Source organism: Halalkalibacter suaedae (assembly GCF_017939705.1).
Lineage (GTDB): Bacteria > Bacillota > Bacilli > Bacillales > Bacillaceae_D > Halalkalibacter > Halalkalibacter suaedae.
The window spans coordinates 91,594-112,060 of record NZ_JAGKSQ010000005.1; the positions used below are offsets into that span (position 1 = coordinate 91,594).

At 38.0% G+C, this 20,467-nt stretch carries 25 protein-coding genes; all 25 read right to left on the reverse strand.

All coding sequences use genetic code 11. The features are described 5' to 3' along the window. Window positions 1–43 precede the first annotated feature (43 nt). Window positions 44–343: a flagellar hook-basal body complex protein FliE gene (gene fliE, locus J7W16_RS12950; protein ID WP_210597743.1), complete on the reverse strand. Its 300-nt coding sequence runs from the start codon at window positions 341–343 to the stop codon at window positions 44–46. Window positions 344–356: 13 nt separating this feature from the next. Then, a complete protein-coding gene (gene flgC, locus J7W16_RS12955) occupies window positions 357–818 on the reverse strand; it encodes a flagellar basal body rod protein FlgC (protein WP_210597744.1) in 462 nt (153 codons plus the stop codon). A gap of 5 nt (window positions 819–823) precedes the next feature. After that, window positions 824–1,222 carry a flagellar basal body rod protein FlgB gene (gene flgB, locus J7W16_RS12960; protein WP_210597745.1) on the reverse strand — a complete coding sequence of 133 codons (399 nt, stop codon included), beginning with the start codon at window positions 1,220–1,222 and terminating at the stop codon, window positions 824–826. Window positions 1,223–1,680: 458 nt separating this feature from the next. After that, window positions 1,681–2,460, reverse strand: coding sequence for a GTP-sensing pleiotropic transcriptional regulator CodY (gene codY / locus J7W16_RS12965; protein ID WP_210597746.1), 780 nt, complete (start codon window positions 2,458–2,460; stop codon window positions 1,681–1,683). A gap of 19 nt (window positions 2,461–2,479) precedes the next feature. After that, window positions 2,480–3,871, reverse strand: coding sequence for an HslU--HslV peptidase ATPase subunit (hslU, locus tag J7W16_RS12970; RefSeq protein WP_210597747.1), 1,392 nt, complete (start codon window positions 3,869–3,871; stop codon window positions 2,480–2,482). A 17-nt stretch (window positions 3,872–3,888) separates the two neighbouring features. Continuing rightward, window positions 3,889–4,431 (reverse strand): ATP-dependent protease subunit HslV, encoded by a 543-nt coding sequence (gene hslV, locus J7W16_RS12975; RefSeq protein WP_210597748.1) that lies wholly within the window; start codon window positions 4,429–4,431, stop codon window positions 3,889–3,891. 24 nt (window positions 4,432–4,455) lie between these two features. Further along, window positions 4,456–5,358: a tyrosine recombinase XerC gene (gene xerC, locus J7W16_RS12980; protein ID WP_210597749.1), complete on the reverse strand. Its 903-nt coding sequence runs from the start codon at window positions 5,356–5,358 to the stop codon at window positions 4,456–4,458. A gap of 239 nt (window positions 5,359–5,597) precedes the next feature. Further along, window positions 5,598–7,673, reverse strand: coding sequence for a type I DNA topoisomerase (gene topA, locus J7W16_RS12985; protein WP_210597750.1), 2,076 nt, complete (start codon window positions 7,671–7,673; stop codon window positions 5,598–5,600). A 148-nt stretch (window positions 7,674–7,821) separates the two neighbouring features. After that, window positions 7,822–8,694 (reverse strand): DNA-processing protein DprA, encoded by an 873-nt coding sequence (dprA, locus tag J7W16_RS12990; protein ID WP_210597751.1) that lies wholly within the window; start codon window positions 8,692–8,694, stop codon window positions 7,822–7,824. Window positions 8,695–8,791: 97 nt separating this feature from the next. Next, window positions 8,792–9,706, reverse strand: a complete 915-nt coding sequence (sucD, locus tag J7W16_RS12995) for a succinate--CoA ligase subunit alpha (RefSeq protein ID WP_210597752.1) — start codon at window positions 9,704–9,706, stop codon at window positions 8,792–8,794. 18 nt (window positions 9,707–9,724) lie between these two features. Next, window positions 9,725–10,885 (reverse strand): ADP-forming succinate--CoA ligase subunit beta, encoded by a 1,161-nt coding sequence (gene sucC, locus J7W16_RS13000; RefSeq protein ID WP_210597753.1) that lies wholly within the window; start codon window positions 10,883–10,885, stop codon window positions 9,725–9,727. Window positions 10,886–11,031: 146 nt separating this feature from the next. Continuing rightward, entirely contained in the window at window positions 11,032–11,199 is a 168-nt protein-coding gene (locus J7W16_RS13005; protein WP_210597754.1) for a hypothetical protein, read from the reverse strand. Window positions 11,200–11,253: 54 nt separating this feature from the next. Beyond that, window positions 11,254–11,526 carry an EscU/YscU/HrcU family type III secretion system export apparatus switch protein gene (locus J7W16_RS13010; RefSeq protein WP_210597755.1) on the reverse strand — a complete coding sequence of 91 codons (273 nt, stop codon included), beginning with the start codon at window positions 11,524–11,526 and terminating at the stop codon, window positions 11,254–11,256. Next, entirely contained in the window at window positions 11,523–12,815 is a 1,293-nt protein-coding gene (locus tag J7W16_RS13015; protein ID WP_210597756.1) for a hypothetical protein, read from the reverse strand. The genes J7W16_RS13010 and J7W16_RS13015 overlap by 4 nt, the downstream gene beginning before the upstream one ends. A gap of 4 nt (window positions 12,816–12,819) precedes the next feature. Beyond that, complete coding sequence (locus tag J7W16_RS13020) at window positions 12,820–13,590, reverse strand: ribonuclease HII (RefSeq protein ID WP_210597757.1); 771 nt, start codon at window positions 13,588–13,590, stop codon at window positions 12,820–12,822. A gap of 78 nt (window positions 13,591–13,668) precedes the next feature. Beyond that, entirely contained in the window at window positions 13,669–14,532 is an 864-nt protein-coding gene (ylqF, locus tag J7W16_RS13025; protein WP_210597758.1) for a ribosome biogenesis GTPase YlqF, read from the reverse strand. Between the two features lie 9 nt (window positions 14,533–14,541). After that, window positions 14,542–15,078 (reverse strand): signal peptidase I, encoded by a 537-nt coding sequence (lepB, locus tag J7W16_RS13030; RefSeq protein ID WP_210597759.1) that lies wholly within the window; start codon window positions 15,076–15,078, stop codon window positions 14,542–14,544. A gap of 157 nt (window positions 15,079–15,235) precedes the next feature. After that, the gene (gene rplS / locus J7W16_RS13035; protein WP_210597760.1) at window positions 15,236–15,580 is read right to left on the reverse strand and encodes a 50S ribosomal protein L19; all 345 of its coding nucleotides are present in this window, start codon (window positions 15,578–15,580) and stop codon (window positions 15,236–15,238) included. A 117-nt stretch (window positions 15,581–15,697) separates the two neighbouring features. After that, window positions 15,698–16,438, reverse strand: coding sequence for a tRNA (guanosine(37)-N1)-methyltransferase TrmD (gene trmD, locus J7W16_RS13040; protein ID WP_210597761.1), 741 nt, complete (start codon window positions 16,436–16,438; stop codon window positions 15,698–15,700). Then, window positions 16,435–16,956, reverse strand: coding sequence for a ribosome maturation factor RimM (rimM, locus tag J7W16_RS13045; protein WP_210597762.1), 522 nt, complete (start codon window positions 16,954–16,956; stop codon window positions 16,435–16,437). Before rimM ends, trmD begins: the two co-directional genes overlap by 4 nt. 85 nt (window positions 16,957–17,041) lie before the next feature. Then, window positions 17,042–17,269, reverse strand: a complete 228-nt coding sequence (locus J7W16_RS13050) for a KH domain-containing protein (protein WP_210597763.1) — start codon at window positions 17,267–17,269, stop codon at window positions 17,042–17,044. 50 nt (window positions 17,270–17,319) lie between these two features. Beyond that, window positions 17,320–17,592, reverse strand: coding sequence for a 30S ribosomal protein S16 (gene rpsP / locus J7W16_RS13055; protein WP_210597764.1), 273 nt, complete (start codon window positions 17,590–17,592; stop codon window positions 17,320–17,322). An 86-nt stretch (window positions 17,593–17,678) separates the two neighbouring features. Beyond that, complete coding sequence (gene ffh, locus J7W16_RS13060; protein WP_210597765.1) at window positions 17,679–19,037, reverse strand: signal recognition particle protein; 1,359 nt, start codon at window positions 19,035–19,037, stop codon at window positions 17,679–17,681. 11 nt (window positions 19,038–19,048) lie between these two features. Further along, window positions 19,049–19,378, reverse strand: coding sequence for a putative DNA-binding protein (locus tag J7W16_RS13065; protein WP_210597766.1), 330 nt, complete (start codon window positions 19,376–19,378; stop codon window positions 19,049–19,051). Window positions 19,379–19,466: 88 nt separating this feature from the next. Then, on the reverse strand, window positions 19,467–20,465 hold the full coding sequence (gene ftsY, locus J7W16_RS13070; protein WP_210597767.1) for a signal recognition particle-docking protein FtsY: 999 nt from the start codon (window positions 20,463–20,465) through the stop codon (window positions 19,467–19,469). Window positions 20,466–20,467: the final 2 nt, after the last annotated feature.

The following is a 20,467-nucleotide window of genomic DNA, read 5'->3' on the forward strand; positions in this document are numbered from 1 at the left end:
TTTGACCAAAGATCTGAAATAACATAGAACTCATACCTATCTATTAAACTTGCATTCTCATAATTTCTTGGTATGCTTCTATAACTTTATTCCGAACTTCGACCGTAGCTTGTAATGTGATACTAGCCTTTTGTCCAGTAATCATCACGTCGTGAAGATTATCAATCTCACCTTTTGCTAACAACTCGGTTTTCTGACCTGACTGTTGTTGCATTTGGTTAACATCTTTGATGGCTTGACTAAGAGCTGTCTTAAATGATTCCTGAGCTTGTGCTGGTGTATATTTTGGCTTTTGAATTGCTACTTGATTTTGTATAGCAAATGGCGTTATCCGTGTATCCATTTTCACTTACCCCCTATCGACCAATCTCTAGTGCTTTTAATAGCATACCTTTAGAGGCATTTAATGTAGTAACATTGGCCTCATATGAACGTGTTGCACTCATAAGATCAACCATTTCTCTTAGTGGGTCAACGTTAGGCATTTGAACATACCCTTGTTCGTTTGCATCCGGATGCTCTGGGTTATAGACCTGTTTAAATGGTGTTTGGTCTTCAATAATATTAGTCACCTTGACACCATTACCGATAGAATCATTATCTGTATTTCCCATTGCTCGTTTTAGCATGTGGGAAAACGGCTGTCCATCATTCGGTCTAGCTACAACCATTTTTCGACGATATGGCTGCCATTCTCCATCTATAAATTGAGCACGAGTCGATTCCGCATTTGCCATATTCGAAGATACAACATCCATTCTTAAACGTTGTGCAGTTAGTGCTGATGCACTTGTATTAAGTCCATGAAAAATTGTCATACGCTTTACCTGCCTCCTCTAATTACTGTTTGTAAGCTATTAAATCTCCCACTTATACGACTAATTAATGCATTGTAGTAAATTTGGTTTTTTGCGAGCTCTGCCATTTCACGGTCAATATCTACATTATTTTGATTATGGTTATACATGGTATTTTGATTCGATTGAACGATTGGGCCTTTAGCGACGGAGCTAAATTGAAAATGCTTATCGTTTGTCCGAGTGGCTTCAAAAGACCCTTTGTTAACTTCTTCGTTCAACAAATGTTTGAAACTTACTGTTTTAGCTTTATAGTTTGGTGTATCGACGTTAGCAATATTTTGTGAAATAGCATTTTGTCGAATTTGTGCACCTTGTAGTCCGATCTCAAGTGCTTTAAAAGAAGAACTTCCAAAAAGATCCACGACCACCCCTCCTTTGTCGAATTAGCGTTCACTATTATACATATTTCTACATTATTCTTATAAATGGAATTTTAATCAACGAAAGTCAAAAAGTCTATAAAGTTTTGAAAATATAAATATTCGATAGAAAAGAACTACTTAAAAGCAAGACTTTTGACATAAAACGTATCAAATTATCTACAACTCATTATAATACATATTTCGACATAATTTGCTGTTTTTTTAAAAAACCTTACTAGAAATTTATGCAAGAACATATTAGTTTTGCCTAATACTGAGCAAATTCTCACAAAAAAAAACCGTTTAACGGTTTTTCGAATATTATTTCACTATCTTTTCCTTCGTAATCTATTCAACTTTTTTATTGTAATGTCGAAATCGACAAAAAGCAACATAGTTTTCAATAAAAAAGGATTGTCAAATGATGCACATTTGACAATCCTTTTCCATTTATTCTGTTATTTCGTTTTTAATTTATCTAACTCAAAAAGAAATTTATCATTTAAGACTTTAATATAGGTTCCTTTCATTCCTAGAGAGCGCGATTCGATTACTCCTGCACTTTCTAATTTACGAAGTGCATTTACAATTACTGAACGTGTGATTCCTACACGATCCGCAATCTTACTAGCGACGAGTAATCCTTCCTTTCCATCTAATTCGTTGAATATATGTTCGACCGCTTCTAGTTCACTATAGGAAAGTGAACTAATCGCCATCTGAACGACCGCTTTGCTTCTAGCTTCTTCTTCAATTTCCTGTGTCTTTTCATGCAGGATTTCCATTCCAACCACAGTTGCTCCATATTCTGCAAGAACTAAATCATCATCACTAAATGAATCGCTTAACCTAGATAGGACCAATGTTCCTAAACGCTGTCCCCCACCTTGGATTGGTACAATTGTCGTTAACCCTTCTTGAAAAAGTTCTTTGTTTTCAATTGGGAATGCAGTAAACTCACTCTCAATACCCAAATTAGCCGAAGTTTCTCCAATTTTAAAGAGACCAGCTGTATACTCCTCAGGAAAACGACGTTCCTCTAACATTTTTTTCATGCGTTCGTTTTCAATTTCTTGCTTAATTGCGAAACCGAGTAATTTACCACGGCGACTAACAACAAATATATTGGCACTTATCGTGTCTCTTAGTGTTTCTGCCATATCGTTGAAGTTTACATGTTGAGCACCTGTTTTTTGTAGCATTTCATTGATTTTTCTTGTTCTTGTTAATAAATTCATTTATATATCTCCTCTTATTTTACAATATATATTGACTAAGGTCTCGATTCTTAGCAATTGAAGCTAGTTTATCATTTACGTATTCTGGTGTAATAATAATTTCCTCTAAATTTATGTCTGGAGCCTCATAAGAAAGATCTTCAAGTAATCTTTCAAGAAGAGTATGCAATCTCCTTGCACCGATGTTTTCTGTTTCCTGATTCACTTCTGTCGCAATCGTCGCAATCTTATGAACAGCTTCGTCTGAAAATGTAACTCTTATACCTTCAGTTTCAAGAAGTGCTACATATTGCTTGATAAGAGCATTATTCGGTTCAATTAGGATGCGAACAAAATCGTCAACAGTTAAATTAGCAAGCTCAACACGAATTGGAAAGCGCCCTTGTAGCTCTGGAATTAAATCTGAAGGTTTAGCAATATGAAATGCTCCTGCACCAATAAATAAAATATGATCAGTTTTTACTGGACCATGTTTTGTAACTACCGTTGATCCCTCAACAATTGGTAGAATATCTCTTTGTACCCCTTCACGGGAGACATCTGCTGATTGCTGACCTTTACTAGCAACTTTATCAATTTCATCAATAAAGATAATTCCTAATTGCTCGGCCTTCGTTACTGCTTCCTGGGTAACTTCATCCATATCAATTAATTTCTGTGCCTCTTCTTCTATTAATACTTTTCTCGCATCTGCAACCGGTAATCTGCGTTTTTTTCGTTTCTTTGGCATCATCCCACCAAGCATCTCTTGCATATTCATTCCCATTTGTTCCATACCAGCACCTTGAAACATATCCATGAAGTTTTGGGATTGTTGATCAACTTCAATTGTAACCATATGGTCTTCAAGTTCACCTAAAGCGAGCTTATGTGCCATTTGACGTTTTTGGACAGCAACATTATCGACCTCTGTCGGTTCTTGTTCTTGCTCTTGATTTTGTTGTCCACCGAAAATCATTTCAAATGGATTTTTGTATGTTGATTGTTTCTTACCAGACGGAACAAGTAAATCGACCAGTCTTTGATTTGCCTGCTCTTCCACTTGATTGCGAACTTTTAAGATTTTCTCCTCTTTCACAAGTCTTACACTTGTTTCAACAAGATCTCTAACCATCGATTCTACATCACGACCAACATAGCCTACTTCCGTAAATTTTGTCGCTTCAACTTTGACAAAAGGGGCACCAACAAGTTTAGCTAGACGACGGGCAATTTCTGTTTTACCAACACCAGTTGGTCCAATCATTAGAATATTCTTTGGAGTTACTTCATCTTTTATTTTTTCATCAAGCAAGCTGCGACGGTAGCGATTTCTTAGTGCAACAGCAACCGATTTCTTTGCTTGTTCTTGACCAACAATAAATTGATCTAATCGTTCAACAATTTGACGTGGAGTTGCATTCGTATTCATTCTATCACTCCTATTCGTTAGTCTAATTCTTCAACTGTTATATGTAAGTTTGTGTACACACAGATTTCACCGGCTGTTTGCAGGGCCGCTTGTGCGATTTCTTTTGCAGAAAGACTAGAAGCATGGTTTTTAAGAGCTCTACCTGCCGACAGAGCATAATTACCACCAGAACCAATTGCTAGAATTCCGTCATCTGGTTCAATTACCTCTCCCGTCCCCGAGACTAGCAAGATATGCTCTTTGTTCATCACAATTAACATTGCTTCAAGTCGTCTTAGTACTTTATCACTTCGCCATTCTTTTGCTAATTCAACTGCAGCACGCTGCAAGTTACCATTATACTCTTCTAATTTCGCTTCAAATTTCTCAAACAGAGTAAAGGCATCTGCCACAGAGCCCGCAAATCCAGCAATAACTTTTCCTTGATAGATCTTTCTTACCTTCTTAGCTGTATGCTTCATCACGACAGCATTACCAAATGTAACCTGACCATCGCCAGCCATTGCACATTTCCCATTATGTTGAACAGCAAAAATCGTTGTTGCATGAAAGTCACTCATTTATATTCCTCCTATTCTTTTCGTTTATGCCCTAGGATGACTATGTTTATACACATCGCGTAGACGTTCTTTTGTGACATGAGTATATATTTGTGTAGATGAGAGGTGTTCATGTCCTAATAATTCTTGGACCACTCTTAAATCAGCACCATTATTCAACAAATGAGTAGCAAAGGAATGCCGAATATCATGTGGACGAAGATGCTTTTGTCTCCCTGCCTTCTCCATCCTTTTTTGCACAATTGTTCGAATGCTTCTTTCAGATAAACAACCTCCGCGAAAATTCAAAAACAACGCCGTCTTTTTCTCTGTTGACTTTTTTTGCAAGGCGTTGCGACCATTTTCAATATAGTGCTTCAAAGCTTCTAGTGCAAATGAACCGATTGGTGAATAACGTTCTTTTCGCCCTTTTCCGAAAATTAAAACTGTACCAATTGAAAAGTCGACATCATCAAGACTCAATTGGCTACACTCACTAACTCTCATCCCAGTTGCATAGAGTAATTCTAATATAGCACGATCCCGCTGATCTATCGGCGTGTCGCCTGAAAAAGCCTCAAACAATTCAATCATTTCTTTTTCATATAAGAAAGTCGGTAACCGTTCTTCCTTTTTAGGTAAGTAAACAGAAGAAAACACATTTTCCGTAATCGAGCCTTCTCTCATATGGAAGGAATAAAAACTTCTTAAAGCAGATATTTTTCGTGAAACCGTTCTCCTCGCATATCTCTTTTCAAATAATAATGCCAGATACTTACGTACATCTGATCTTGACACCTCTGAAAAAGAATGTATGTGTTGGATTTTCAAAAATGCCTCAAAATCAATAATATCGTGCTCATAGTTATTAATTGTATGTATAGAGCTATTCTTTTCAACTTGTAAGTAAAAGATAAAGCACTTTAACCAAGTCTGTTCTTCCAGCATGAACACTCCTTCGTATTAAGAAAGCTACTAAATTTTAACATGATTTAGTAGCTCTGACAATCTTATATCCCTTTTTTTCACAAAATTCAGAATTGTAGTTGCTGTTGGAATTTACATGCACACAAAATCAGACACAGTAAGGGTGTCCCATAATGAGACACCCTTACTGATTCGGATCATCCACTTATTGTACTAATCATAATACTTGTCTTGCCTATTTTCAACTAATGGATGTGACACTAATTTGACTCTTCTTTGTAGTCACAGGATATACATTCAACATGAACGCCCTTTTTTGATTTTTTTTCAACAAGCATTTGTTCACACTTCGGACATTGCCTCTCGATCGGCTTATCCCATGAAATAAAATCACACTCAGGATATTGATCACATCCATAAAAAATCCTTCTTTTTTTACTTTTACGTTCAACGATGTTTCCTTCTTTACAGCTTGGACATGTGACACCAATATCCTTAACAATTGCTTTTGTGTTTCGACAATCTGGAAAATTAGAACACGCCATAAATTTACCATAACGGCCCATTTTATAAACCATTTCATTCCCGCACTTTTCGCAATCCTCACCAGCTGGTTCATCTTTTATTTCTACTTCCTTCATTTCCTCTTCAGCAAAGGCAAGACGCTTTTCAAACCCATTATAGAATTCATCGATAATTCGGATCCATTCTTTTGAACCCTCTTCAATGGAATCAAGATCATTCTCCATTTTAGCTGTGAACTCAACATCCAGGATTTCCGGGAAAAATTCAACAATTAATTCAAGTACAATTTCTCCAAGTTCTGTTGGTACAAAGCGCTTATCCTCCAAAGCAACATATCCACGGCGTTGAATGGTATCTAGTGTCGGAGCATAGGTAGATGGTCTTCCTATACCTAACTCCTCCATTGTTTTAACTAAACGAGCTTCCGTATAACGTGGTGGTGGTTGAGTGAAATGCTGGTTTGGCTCAATCTCGGATTTCTTTACTTGCTGACCTTCCTGTAGATCAGGTAAGAAACGGTCAACTTCTTTTTCACCATCATCATTTCCTTCAACATACACCTTCATAAATCCTGGAAACTTCACTTTTGAACCTGTTGCTCTAAACACAACATTATTTTGTTCAATATCAACTGACATTGTATCCATCACAGCTGGTGCCATTTCACTAGCAACAAGTCGTTCCCAAATTAACTTATATAGTTTAAACTGATCTCTTGATAAGAAGCTTTTAACCAATTTTGGATCTTTAAACACAGATGTAGGGCGAATAGCTTCATGAGCATCCTGAGCTTTTTTATCATTCTTAACAACTCTTTTTTCCTTACGTGTGTACTCTTCTCCAAAAGATTGAACGATATATTCATGTGCTTCCTGTTGGGCGGTATCAGAAATCCTCGTCGAGTCTGTACGCATATACGTAATTAAACCAACCGCACCCTCTTTTTTATCTAATTCTATTCCTTCATATAATTGCTGGGCTATCATCATTGTTTTTTTCGCTCTGAAATTTAATTTTCGAGCTGCTTCTTGTTGGAGAGAAGAAGTTGTAAAAGGAGAAACTGGGTTTCTTTTTCGTTCTTTACGTTTAACAGAGGTAATATCAAACGTATCTGTTTTTAGACGTTCTAATACTTTTTTTACTTCTTCTTCTGATTTTAACTCTTGTTTCTTACCATCTATTCCGTAGAATTTCGCTTCAAATGGTTCCTCTTGTAACGCAAAATTTGCCTGAATACTCCAATACTCTTCTGGAACAAATTGTTTAATTTCTTTTTCACGTTCAATGATCATCTTAACAGCAACGGATTGTACTCGCCCTGCACTCAGTCCTTTTTTTACTTTCTTCCATAATAATGGACTTATGTTATATCCCACAAGCCTGTCTAAAATTCTACGTGCTTGTTGTGCATCTACTAAATCCATATTTATTGGACGAGGAGTTTTAAAAGCGTCTTTGATTGCTTGTTTCGTAATTTCATTAAATACTACACGACAGTCTGAATGTTCATCAATATCTAAACTATGGGCAAGATGCCAAGCAATTGCCTCACCTTCACGATCCGGATCGGCTGCTAGATAAATACGTTTTACTTTTTTTGCGGCTGTTTTTAGTTCTTTTAGAACTGGGCCTTTTCCACGTATTGTAATGTATTTTGGTTCGAAGCTTTCTTCAACATTTACTCCCATTTGACTTTTTGGTAAGTCTCTCACATGTCCCATTGAAGCTTTAACAATATATTTTTTCCCTAAATATTTTCCAATGGTCTTTGCTTTTGCGGGAGATTCAACGATTACTAAATAATCGGCCATAAAAGACTCCCTCTCTACGAATTATTAAAATCTTCCCTATTATGGAACAGGTTTTCTCCATTTGTCAAACAGGAATGTAAGAATTGTCTGGCAAAGACATTAAAAAAAAGCGGTTTTTTTAGGGTATTTTGTCGGTTTGGCAGATGATTTATTTAAATTCTTCTATAATATCATTGTAATTTAAAATTAATTTTGCTCCTTGTTGAATCAGTTGATTCGTTCCCTGGGCAGCTTGCGAGAAGATAGAATCAGGAATAGAAAAAACCTCTCTTCCTTGCTCCAAAGCCTGATCAGCCGTAATTAAAGAGCCACTTTTCTCTCTTGCTTCAACTACAACTATTCCTTTAGACAGACCACTAATTATCCGGTTTCGAGCTGGGAAATACCATTTATTTGGAGGACATGAAGGGGGGTATTCGGAGACAACACACTGATGTTTCGACATTTCAACAAATAACTGCTGATTTTCTTTAGGATACACGTAATTAAAGCCAGAACCTAAGACAGCGATGGTATAACCATTTAACTCAATCGCTTGTTGATGAGCTATTGTATCGATACCTATGGCCATTCCACTAACAATGCCCCACCCCTCTCTTATTAATGGGGCAACTACATAGGTTACCTTTTTCTTTCCTTCCTGACTAGGATGCCTTGTACCAATAACACCCATTAGGTTTTCAGTAGATAGTATATGACGTTTTCCGAGAACATATAGGACAAATGGAGGATCGTAGATTTGCTTTAATAAATCGGGGTAATCATCATCAAATAGGGTAACTGTCTGTATATTTCTATTTAGATAATACCTCTTTAAATCTGTAGGAGAGAAATTGTGTAGATCTGTATATAGGAGCTGTGCTCGTCTGGATTTGAGCTGATAGAGTGCCTGGAGTTGTTCTAGCGAGTATGAGTAAATACGACTTAGTTTAGGATCCTCGTTCATGATTTTATAGAGTAGCTTCCAAGTCATGCTTTGACTACTGTGAAGGTGAATTAATCGATCACGCTTTTGATCCATATTTTTTTATCCTTCCACTTGTTTGTATTGATTTCCTTCAAAATTAGCCCGCTATGTTTAATAGCGGGCTCACAATCTTACTCAAAAGTATGCAATCTTATTTGCTGACCTCATGTGTTGTACATTTTTCAAGGAGATCATTTTCTTTTAATGCAGCAATCAATGTCTCACCCATAACAGATGGAGTTTCTGCAACTTTAATTCCACAGTTCTCCATTGTTTTAATCTTTTCAGCAGCTGTTCCTTTTCCGCCTGAAATGATTGCACCTGCGTGACCCATGCGCTTACCTGGAGGTGCTGTTTGGCCACCGATGAAACCAACAACTGGTTTTGTCATGTTTGCCTTTACCCATTCAGCCGCTTCTTCTTCTGCCGTTCCTCCGATTTCACCAATCATAATAACCGCATACGTATCAGGATCTTCATTGAATAGATTTAACACATCAATAAAATCAGTTCCATTTACAGGGTCTCCACCAATTCCAACAGCTGAAGATTGACCAATTCCATTTGTTGATAACTGATGAACTGCTTCATAAGTAAGCGTACCAGAACGTGATACTACACCAACATGACCTTTTTTGTGAATATATCCTGGCATAATACCAATTTTACATTCTTCAGGTGTAATAACACCCGGGCAGTTTGGCCCAATTAAACGAGTTTTCTTACCTTGCATATAACGTTTTACATTAACCATATCTAGAACAGGAATGCCTTCAGTAATACAAATCGCTAGATCAAGTTCAGCATCAGTTGCCTCCATAATTGCATCAGCTGCAAAAGCAGGTGGTACATAGATCACAGATGCATTGGCCCCTGTTGCCTTGACTGCATCTTCAACAGTGTTGAATACTGGAATTCCTTCTACTTCTGTACCACCCTTACCTGGCGTAACTCCACCAACGATATTCGTACCATACTCCACAGCTTGCTTTGTATGAAACAATCCCGTTGCTCCTGTAATCCCTTGCACAATTACCTTTGTATCTTTATTAATGAGGATACTCATTCTCCACGTCCCGCCTTTCTATTTTACTAATGAAACAATTTTTTGTGCACCATCAGCCATTGAATCAGCAGCTGTAATATTTAAGCCTGATTCTTTAAGGATGTTCTTACCTAAATCCACGTTTGTTCCTTCTAGACGAACAACCAATGGAATTTCAAGACCTACTTGCTTTGTTGCTTCGACAACACCTTCAGCAATAATGTCGCACTTCATAATTCCACCAAAAATATTGACGAAAATACCTTTTACATTTTCATCAGAAAGGATAATTTTGAACGCTTCTGTTACTTTTTCAGCGGTTGCACCACCACCAACATCAAGGAAGTTCGCAGGATCACCACTGTAATGTTTAATAATATCCATTGTTGCCATTGCAAGTCCGGCACCATTTACCATACAACCAATATTTCCGTCTAAAGAAATATAGCTAAGATCATACTTAGAAGCTTCAATTTCCTTCGTATCTTCTTCACCTAAATCACGGTACGCTAAAACATCTTTTTGACGATACAAAGCATTTGAATCAAAATTCATTTTCGCATCAAGTGCCATTACTTTTCCATCACCAGTTGTCACTAATGGGTTAATTTCGGCGATTGAACAATCTTTATCAACAAACACTTTGTAAAGACCCATCATGAATTTAACGGCTTGACCTACTAATTCTTTTGGAATATTAATATTAAACGCTAGACGACGTGCTTGGAAACCTTGTAACCCAACAGCTGGATCAATTACTTCTTTAAAGATCTTTTCAGGAGTCGCTTCAGCTACCTCCTCAATTTCTGTACCGCCTTCTTCAGATGCCATCATGACAACGCTTGAAGTCGCACGATCAAGAACTAAACCAATATAATATTCATTCTTGATATCGCAGCCCTCTTCAATTAGTAAGCGCTTAACTTCTTTGCCTTCAGGACCTGTTTGATGAGTAACAAGTGTCTTTCCCAAAATTTCATTTGCATATGTACGAACCTCATCGAGATTTTTGGCAACTTTGACGCCACCAGCTTTCCCTCTTCCACCTGCATGAATTTGAGCCTTAACGACGCAAATCTCTGAACCTAGTTCCTTCGCTGCCTCTACTGCTTCATCAACAGAGAATGCTACCTTCCCATTGGGAACAGCTACTCCATACTGTCGTAGAAGCTCTTTTCCTTGATATTCATGGATATTCATTTCTCTCTTCAGCCTCCTATCAATTGCATATCAATTCATGCCATTGCTTTACTTCGAGATTTATTGTTTGAATCCTCTATTATTTTAACACGGATTTAATTGTTTTTGGAGGTTAAACCCTCCCAAATTTAAAATAAGAAGGAAAATCATGCTTTTTTTGCATTTTTCTTTTTGTTTTTGCTAATTTCTTCTTCATTTTTTATTTCTTTTTTTTGCAACATATTGGCTTTTGCATCCATTTCTTGAATACTGTGTGGAATCCCAAACTCATTTGCATATTCTTCATTTTGTCTTTTCCCTTGATTATGTTTCACTGTCGCCCTCCTAAAAGTAAAAGCTACTTTTTAGGCTTTGATAAAATAAGTTTTTTATCCATCACGATCAATCTTATAAATGAATGCAAAAAGCTCTGCCACAACTCCATAGAGCTCATTTGGAATTGACTGATTTATTTCTAATTGTGCTAAGAGGCTCACTAAAGAATGATCCTCTTGAATTGGGATATTATTTTCTTTTGCCTTTGCAATTATTTCTTCAGCGATTATTCCATTTCCCTTCCCAATTACCCTTGGTGAATCATCAATTGAGTGATCATATTTTAAGGCAACGGCTTGTTTTTTTACATTAGATTTTTCACTCATACTCTGATGTCCACTCCTTGATAACTAGCTTTTTGTTGATATGGCTGATGCTGTTTTTGTACAGCTGCTTTTAAAGGCTTCCACATGACTGATAGCAATTCATATTCTTGCTCATGCAAACTTTTTTTAAGTATAGGTGTTAATACATCCAATAAAGCTTGAGGCTTTTGAGTTTCATTAAAAATAGTCACTGATAAAATGCGGTTTTGAATATGAACATCAACGACCATGTCCTTTAGGCGTTCTAAGGTTAAATAGAAAAGGATTCGACAAAATGAAGGATCGAGCTGATTCTCTGTATTATTTTTGCCTTCCCATTGAATAGCAAGGTCGGTGTGAAAAGACCCTAGTTGAATAGGAAGTTGAACAAGCCATGTATGCAGTGATCCAATTTGGTCATGAGATAGCAGTTGCTGCCCGGTCAAGCGATGAAGCAGTTGCGAAGCTGATTCCTTTACGTTCAAGGGGAGTTCCTGCTGTTGCATTTGCAAAAGTAATGCTTTCAGTGTTTCTGATTGCGATGTTGTTTCTGTTCTGGTACCTTGAACATGCTCCATCAACCCATTTTCATGACTATAGCCAAGCATTTGAATCATTGTTCTAACCTGTTCTGGAAGTTGATTTGATCCGGTAACTGGTTGTATCACCATTTCTTTTACTATTTGATTAAGTTGTTGATGAATGTCTCTTGCTACTGTGTTCGTACTTGTCTCTAAAAGACCAGCTAATCCCTGTACCTGGCTTGACAAGCTTGGTCCATTCGTCACAGCACGAATAGCGTCAAAAATCTCCTTTGTTAGTGGTAGGTTCTTTTTAATCATTTCTGCAATGATCGGTAATCCCTCTTCAGTATTAGGGAGTTGGCCAAGTAGTTGACTGCCAGTTACAATCGTTTGCTTAGAAAAGTTTATATTTTGCTTAGTTAAAAACGACGTGAACGCCTCAGCCATTTTGACATTAGCAAGCCCCAATTGCTGCAGCAAGCGTTCTACACTCGCAGCTTGTGGTTGCCCCGTTGTCTTACTAGACTTAGCATCCAACACTTGTAAATGGGGTAATCCTTTGCTTTCTTTCACCTCAAACCAGTACCGTTCCCCAGCTGTTAATGGGGCCTCAAGAACACCAGTTAATTGTATGCCGTTTATTTGTAAAGAGGCGATATTATTTGGAAACAGCTTAACGACCTTCCCTTGAATAATTTGTCCAGGAGTGAGCGATACCGGCCTATTCTGATTGTGATTCTGCTTTTCGACTTTTGAAAAGTGAGTTTGAATATTTGTTTGAAACATTCGATCACTCCCTGTTAATTTTCACATCCTGAACTGGTTTAAACGAACGGCGATGCTCTTCCGTTAAACCAAAGGTATGTAGTGCATGTAAATGCTCCTGTGTTCCATAACCAACATGATTTACAAAACCATAATTAGGATATTTTTTATGTAATCGTTCCATATAGGCATCCCGTTCTACCTTTGCTAGAACCGAGCTCGCTGCAATTGAGACGCTACGTTGATCACCTTTAATTAAGGATGTTTGCTCGATCTCAAGAGGAAGATTCATAGCATCTAATAATAAATAGTCCGGTTGAGTTGAAAGAGATTTAATGGCATTTTGCATTGCTCGCTTCGTTGACTGATAAATATTAATTCGATCAATTTCCTCCGCATGAATCATTTCAATTGCATATGCTATCGCTTCTCTCTTAATAATGTCAGCAAATTCCTCTCTCTTTTGTTTTGAAAGTTTTTTGGAATCTGTTAAGCCTAATAGTTTAAATGAAGCTGGCAATATGACGGCAGCAGCTACTACCGGGCCAGCCAGAGGTCCGCGACCAACTTCATCTAATCCAGCAATATATGAATATCCTTGTTGCCTTAATTGATTTTCATAGACACTCATTTCAAGATGCATTAGTTCTAATTCAGCTTTTTTATTTCTCTTTGCCTCATAACGTTTTAATAGCATTTGAACGCCCTTACGTTCATCCTGTCTTAATTCATTAAGCAACTGTTCATTTTCTTCTTCTTCAAGCTTTAATGCTAATTCCTTAATAGATAATTTCATTTTATCGACTCCTCCCCTCATATATCGGCAAATTTCTTTCACTTCTAAAGAAAAAAGGATCAAGAGCAATTTTGCTCCTCATCCTTTCCTGGCAAATGTTTCTGGAATTTCTAAGGTCACACGCCCTAAAACACCAGACCTTAGCTCTCTTAATATTACTTCAGCTACCTTATCATAATCAACATAGCCACCACCAAGCAAGAATCCTCGTTTCTTACCAATCTCATCAAAAATATCAACGGTCTCTTCTGGAATAGATTCCACTTTATAGCGTTGTTGAATGAGAGTCGGGTAGTTTTCCTGTAAGTATTTCAGAACAAATAGAGCAATGTCCTGAAAATCAAGAAGCTCGTCTTTAATTGCACCAGTAGCAGCCAATCGATAACCAATCACTTGGTCTTCGAATTTGGGCCATAGTATTCCAGGTGTATCTAGCAGTTCGAGTTCTTTTCCTACTTTGATCCATTGCTGTTTTTTTGTCACACCAGGGCGGTCACCTACCTGTGCTGTCCTTTTTGAAGCTAAACGATTGATTAATGTCGATTTTCCAACATTCGGAATACCGAGAATCATTGCTCTAATAGCTCTTGGCTTCATGCCCCTTGCTTTCATTTTTTCAAGCATGGCCGTTGCTAACAGTTTACAAGCACCTGGGATTTGGTCAATTCCTTTTCCTGTTTGTGCATTAATTGCGAGAACATGTGCCCCCTTAGCTTCAAAATAGACTTTCCATTTTTCAGTTAAAGAAGGGTCTGCAAGATCTGCTTTATTCAATAAGATTAATCGAGGTTTATGTGAGACAATTTCATCGATCATTGGATTTCTTGAGGCAAGGGGCACCCTAGCATCAAGCAACTCAATGACGACATCGATAAATTTCAGTTTTTCTGTTACTTCTCTTCGGGCCTTTGCCATGTGACCAGGGAACCATTGAATCGTCATTTAGAACACCTACTTTGCAATACGAATATTTGTAACAGGCCAAAAGACAATATTAGCTTTACCAATAACTTCATCCATATGTATTGTGCCAATGTCTCTGCTGTCTCTACTATGTCTACGATTGTCACCTAACACAAAAAGATGGTCGTCTGGAACGGTGATCGCTTCAAAATCATTTGTTAATCGTCCACCATCATACTCTTCTTTCAATTGATTTAGAAAAGGTTCATCAATTTCTTCACCATTTACATAAAGAGAATCTTCACTAAACTCAATTTCATCACCAGGTAAACCAATGACCCGTTTAATATAATCCTTTCCAGCTGGTGCGTGGAATACGATGATATCAAAACGTTCTGGTTCTCCAATTGAGTATGCCACCTTATTAACAATTAACCGGTCACCATGTTCAAGTGTCGGAATCATTGATTCTCCATCAACAATCACTGGAGCAAATAAAAAATGGCGAATCACAAATACAAGAATAAGTGCAATAACTATTGCTTTCAACCATTCCCAGGATTCTTTTTTTCCTTCACTACTCATTAAGATACCCTCCATTTATCTCACAGTAACATGATCTTAGTTTACCATATACCACTATGAAACACACACTAGTAAGGAACACCCTTTAAATTACTTCAATCGTTAAATATTAAACGATAGAAAAAAGGAGCTTAGTTCCCTAAGCTCCTTTTGCTCTTTATCGGATTTCTTTAATACGAGCCTTTTTACCACGTAGGCTACGTAGGTAGTAAAGTTTAGCACGACGTACTTTACCGCGACGCTTCACTTCGATCTTTTCGATCTTAGGTGAATGTAATGGGAATGTACGTTCAACACCTACACCGTAAGAAATCTTACGTGCAGTGAACGTTTCACTAATTCCAGTTCCACGGCGCTTAATTACAACACCTTCAAATAACTGAATACGCTCACGAGTTCCCTCGACAACTTTAACATGAATGACTAAAGTATCTCCAGGACGGAACGCAGGAAGATCACTACGTAATTGCTCACTTGTAATTTCTCGGATAATGTTGTTCATATAATTCCAACTCCTTCCATACAGATGTTCATTCCAAGGTATCCTGTAGCGGAACATCGTAATCACTGGCCTAAGCCACAAGGAATATAATAACATACCTACTATGAGATCTCAACACTAACTGTTATTTTTTTTAGGAAAATCGTCAATCAAATCTAATTCATCTTTAGTGAGGGTTTTATTTTCTAATAAATCTGGTCTTCGCGTCCACGTACGTCTCAGTGATTCTTGGTGACGCCAATTTTCAATGTTTTTATGATGTCCTGAAAGCAATACATCCGGGACTTTCATTCCCCTGAAATCAGCAGGTCTTGTGTAATGAGGATGTTCAAGTAAGCCTGTCGAAAAAGAATCAGTCATAGCCGATTCAGCATTTCCTAATACACCAGGCAACAACCGTGTTACGCTATCGACAATCACCATTGCCCCAAGCTCTCCACCAGTTAATACATAATCACCAATTGACACTTCATCGTCAACAAGATGCTCTCTGATTCGCTCATCATACCCCTCGTAATGGCCACAGAGTAAAATTAAGTGCTCTTCCTTTGCAAATTCCTCTGCCTTAGCTTGGCTATACCTTTGGCCCTGTGGACAAAGAAGAACAACTCGCGGCCGTGATTCAGAATTGTTAGTCAAAGCGGTAACAGCATCGAAAATAGGTTGAGGACTTAACACCATCCCGGCCCCACCACCATATGGATAATCATCAACTTTTTTATGCTTACTTGATGAATACTCTCTAAAATCAACAACAGAATAATTGACAATTCCAGACTCCTGTGCCTGCTTTAATATCGATGAACCGAATACTCCTGAAAACATATTTGGAAAAAGCGAGAGTACATCAATTCTCATTCCATTAAACCATCCATTACATCTACAATGATACGTTTGTTATCGACATCAATGTCTTTAATAACTTGTTCAATGTATGGAAGTAGGATATCCTTTCCTCCTCCTTCTCGCTTAACAACCCAGACATCGTTAGCCCCTGTTTCAATAATTTCTTTGATTGTTCCTAACGTTTCCTCATCTTCTGTCACTACAGTACAGCCAATGATTTCATGATAATAGTATTCATGTTCGTCAAGCTCTTCTAGTTGCTCTCCAGACACATACAACGTAGCTCCTTTGAATACCTCAACCTCATTGATATTATGATACCCTTCAAATTGAAGAAGATCGAAGTTTTTATGCTTTCGGTGAGTGCGAACGGTAACAAGTGTCTTTTCGTTTTTTCCTTCATGCTGGATCATTAATTCCGTACCAACAGCATAACGGTCTTCAGCGAAATCGGTTGAAGAAATAACACGAACCTCGCCTCGAACCCCATGTGTATTTACTAATTTACCGACAATAAACCAATCTGTCATATTCATTCCTACTTTCCTACGTTCATCTCTTCATTATTATATACAGAAAAAGGGTGAGGTTATCCCCCGCCCTTTCATTACATTACTATTCCATGATGTCTAATTGCACACGTTTGTGAGGAGACGGTGCTGCCGACAAAACGGTTCGAATCGCTCTAGCCGTTTTCCCTTGCTTACCGATCACCTTGCCTATATCATCTGTATGAACAAATAATTGTAAGCGAAGGGTTTGCCCCTCTATCACTTCCTTCACTTGTATCTCATCAGGATGATCAACAAGTGCCTTAACCATATGTTCAAGTAACGGTTTCATCAGATTCTCCTTTACTCATATGAAAAAGAGACTGTTATACTAAAAATCAATTACTTTTGGTTTTTAGCATTATGAAGCTTTTCCATTAAACCAGCTTTAGAGAAAAGATTACGAACAGTATCAGATGGCTTTGCACCTTTTAACATCCAATCAAGAGCTTTCTCCTCAGCGATATCAACCTTAGCTGGTTGAACTAATGGATTGTACGTTCCAATCTCTTCAATGAAACGACCATCACGCGGTGCGCGTGAATCAGCTACTACTACACGATAAAATGGGGCTTTATTAGAACCCATACGCTTTAAACGAATTTTTACTGCCATGTTGACAGACACCTCCAAATATATTTAAACAATTTATTTTATATCATCAATTTTTCTAGCATCCACCAGAAAAAACGACTTCAGTTTTAAAATGGAAGCTTAAAGCCTCCTAGACCTTTCCCTCGTTTCTTACCCTTACCCGAGGTCATATTAGTCATTTGTTTCATCATTTTTTTCATATCTTCGAATTGCTTTAAAAGTCTATTGACATCTTGGATCGTTGTGCCACTTCCAGCCGCAATTCGGCGTCGTCTACTAGCATTCATAATGCTTGGCTCTTGTTTTTCCTTTTTAGTCATGGAACGAACAATTGCTTCGACCTTACCAATTTGCTTATCATCGACTTGTAAATCCTTCATTCCTTTTGCCTTATTCATACCAGGCATCATTCCGAGTATTTCATCAAGCGGCCCCATATTGCGAACTTGATCAAGCTGATCTAGAAAATCATCAAACGTAAAATCCATCGTTCGCATTTTCTTTTCTAATTCTCGAGCCTTCTCTTCATCAATATTCGTTTGTGCTTTCTCAATTAGTGAAAGCACGTCGCCCATTCCAAGAATCCTAGAAGCCATACGCTCAGGGTGGAACGGTTCGAGTTGGTCAATCTTTTCACCCATACCAGCAAACTTAATAGGTGTGTTTGTCACGGCTTTTACCGAAAGGGCTGCTCCCCCACGAGTATCACCATCTAACTTCGTCAAAACAACTCCCGTAACATCAAGCTGCTCATTAAAGCTCTCAGCAACATTTACTGCATCTTGACCAGTCATCGCATCAACAACAAGTAAGATTTCATCTGGCTTTGCGATTTCTTTCACTTGTTGTAACTCTTCCATAAGCGTTTCATCGATATGCAAACGACCAGCAGTATCAATTAGCACATAGTCATGGTGGTCTTCCTTCGCTTTTGCAATTGCTTGCTTTGCGATTTCAACAGGGCTTACTTGATCCCCTAATGAAAAGACCGGCATGTTAAGTTGTTTACCAAGTGTTTCTAATTGCTTAATTGCAGCAGGACGATAAATATCCGCGGCAACTAACATCGGTTGACGATTATGCTTCTTGCGAAGATGATTTGCTAGTTTCGCTGTGGTCGTTGTCTTACCGGCCCCTTGTAAACCAACCATCATTACAACCGTAGGTGACTTGGCTGCAACAGCAATCTTACTCTGCTCTCCACCCATCAATGCAGTTAATTCTTCATTAACGACTTTAATGATCTGTTGTCCTGGTGTTAAGCTTTTCATTACTTCTTGTCCAAGTGCTTTTTCTTTGACACTCGCAATAAATTGCTTTACTACTTTAAAGTTAACATCCGCTTCAAGAAGAGCTAATCGAACCTCACGCATCATATCCTTTACGTCTTGTTCACTAACCTTTCCTTTACCACGAATTTTCGTTAATGTATCCTGTAACCGCTCCGCTAAACCTTCAAATGCCATGTTGTCGCCTCCTAGTTTAAGTTCTCAAGAGAGTCAAGCAGTGACATAACCTCTTCAGGAGTCGCACCGTTAGTAATCGCTGCTTTCATTTCAGATACGATTGCTGTTCGGCGCTCAAATTTTGTTAGAAGCATTAATTTCGTCTCGTATTCTTCTAGCATCACTTCAGTCCGTTTGATATTATCATAAACGGCTTGGCGACTAACTTCAAATTCTTCAGCAATCTCTCCTAAGGAAAAATCATCTAGGTAGTACTGAGACATATACTTGCGTTGCTTCTGTGTTAGCAAGGATTGATAAAAATCATACAGATAATTCATCCGGAGCGTCTTATCTAACACATTACCAACTCCTTGTTAAGTGATTTCCCTTTACGAGATATCATGTTACAACATCAGAAAGTAAGTGTCAAGTTTTTTTCTTAACATGCTATTCAATCGCTTCCTCTTCATGGGCTTCAAGCACTTCTTTAAATAGCCCATAGACAAATTGCTCAGAATCAAACGGTTGAAGATCATCCATTTTTTCTCCCAATCCGACGAACTTCACAGGGATATCAAGTTCATGACGAATAGCAAGAACAATTCCCCCCTTGGCCGTGCCATCTAACTTAGTTAGAACAATTCCACTTACATCTGTTGACTGTCCAAATGCTTTCGCTTGGGCCATCGCATTTTGACCAGTTGTTGCGTCCAAGACAAGAAGAACTTCATGCGGTGCCCCTGGAATTTCTCGTTCAATGACTCTTTTAACCTTTTCTAGCTCATTCATTAAATTGACTTTATTTTGTAATCGACCTGCTGTGTCACACAGAAGCACATCAATATTGCGGGATTTGGCAGCTTGCAGTGCATCATACATAACAGCTGCTGGATCTGACCCTGCTTGCTGTTTAATAACATCAACGCCCACTCGTTCTCCCCATACTTCTAGCTGTTCAATTGCCCCCGCTCGAAACGTATCACCCGCTGCTAGCATGACAGACTTTCCTTGTCCCTTAAGCATATGAGCCAATTTACCGATTGACGTTGTTTTCCCAACACCATTAACACCGACAAATAAAATGACACTAATCCCCTCAGACTGGAGCTGAAGGCTAGCATCTTCACCTTCCTTTTCTAAAAGCTCTGCAAGCTTTTCAGAAATGACTGGCTGAATCTCTCTTGAATCTTTAATATTACGCAGGCGAACTTCATCCTTGAGCTGATCAATTAACTCCATGACTGTCGCTACACCCACATCTGCACTAATTAATATTTCTTCAAGCTCTTCAAAGAAATCTTCATCAACCTTACGATACTTGTAGACAAGTTCGTTCATTCGTCCAACAAATGAATCACGTGTTTTTTCAAGACCTTCCTTAAACTTATCTGTTACTTCTGTTGTTTGATTTGTTATTTTTTCTTTTAATTTTTTAAAAAAGCTCATAT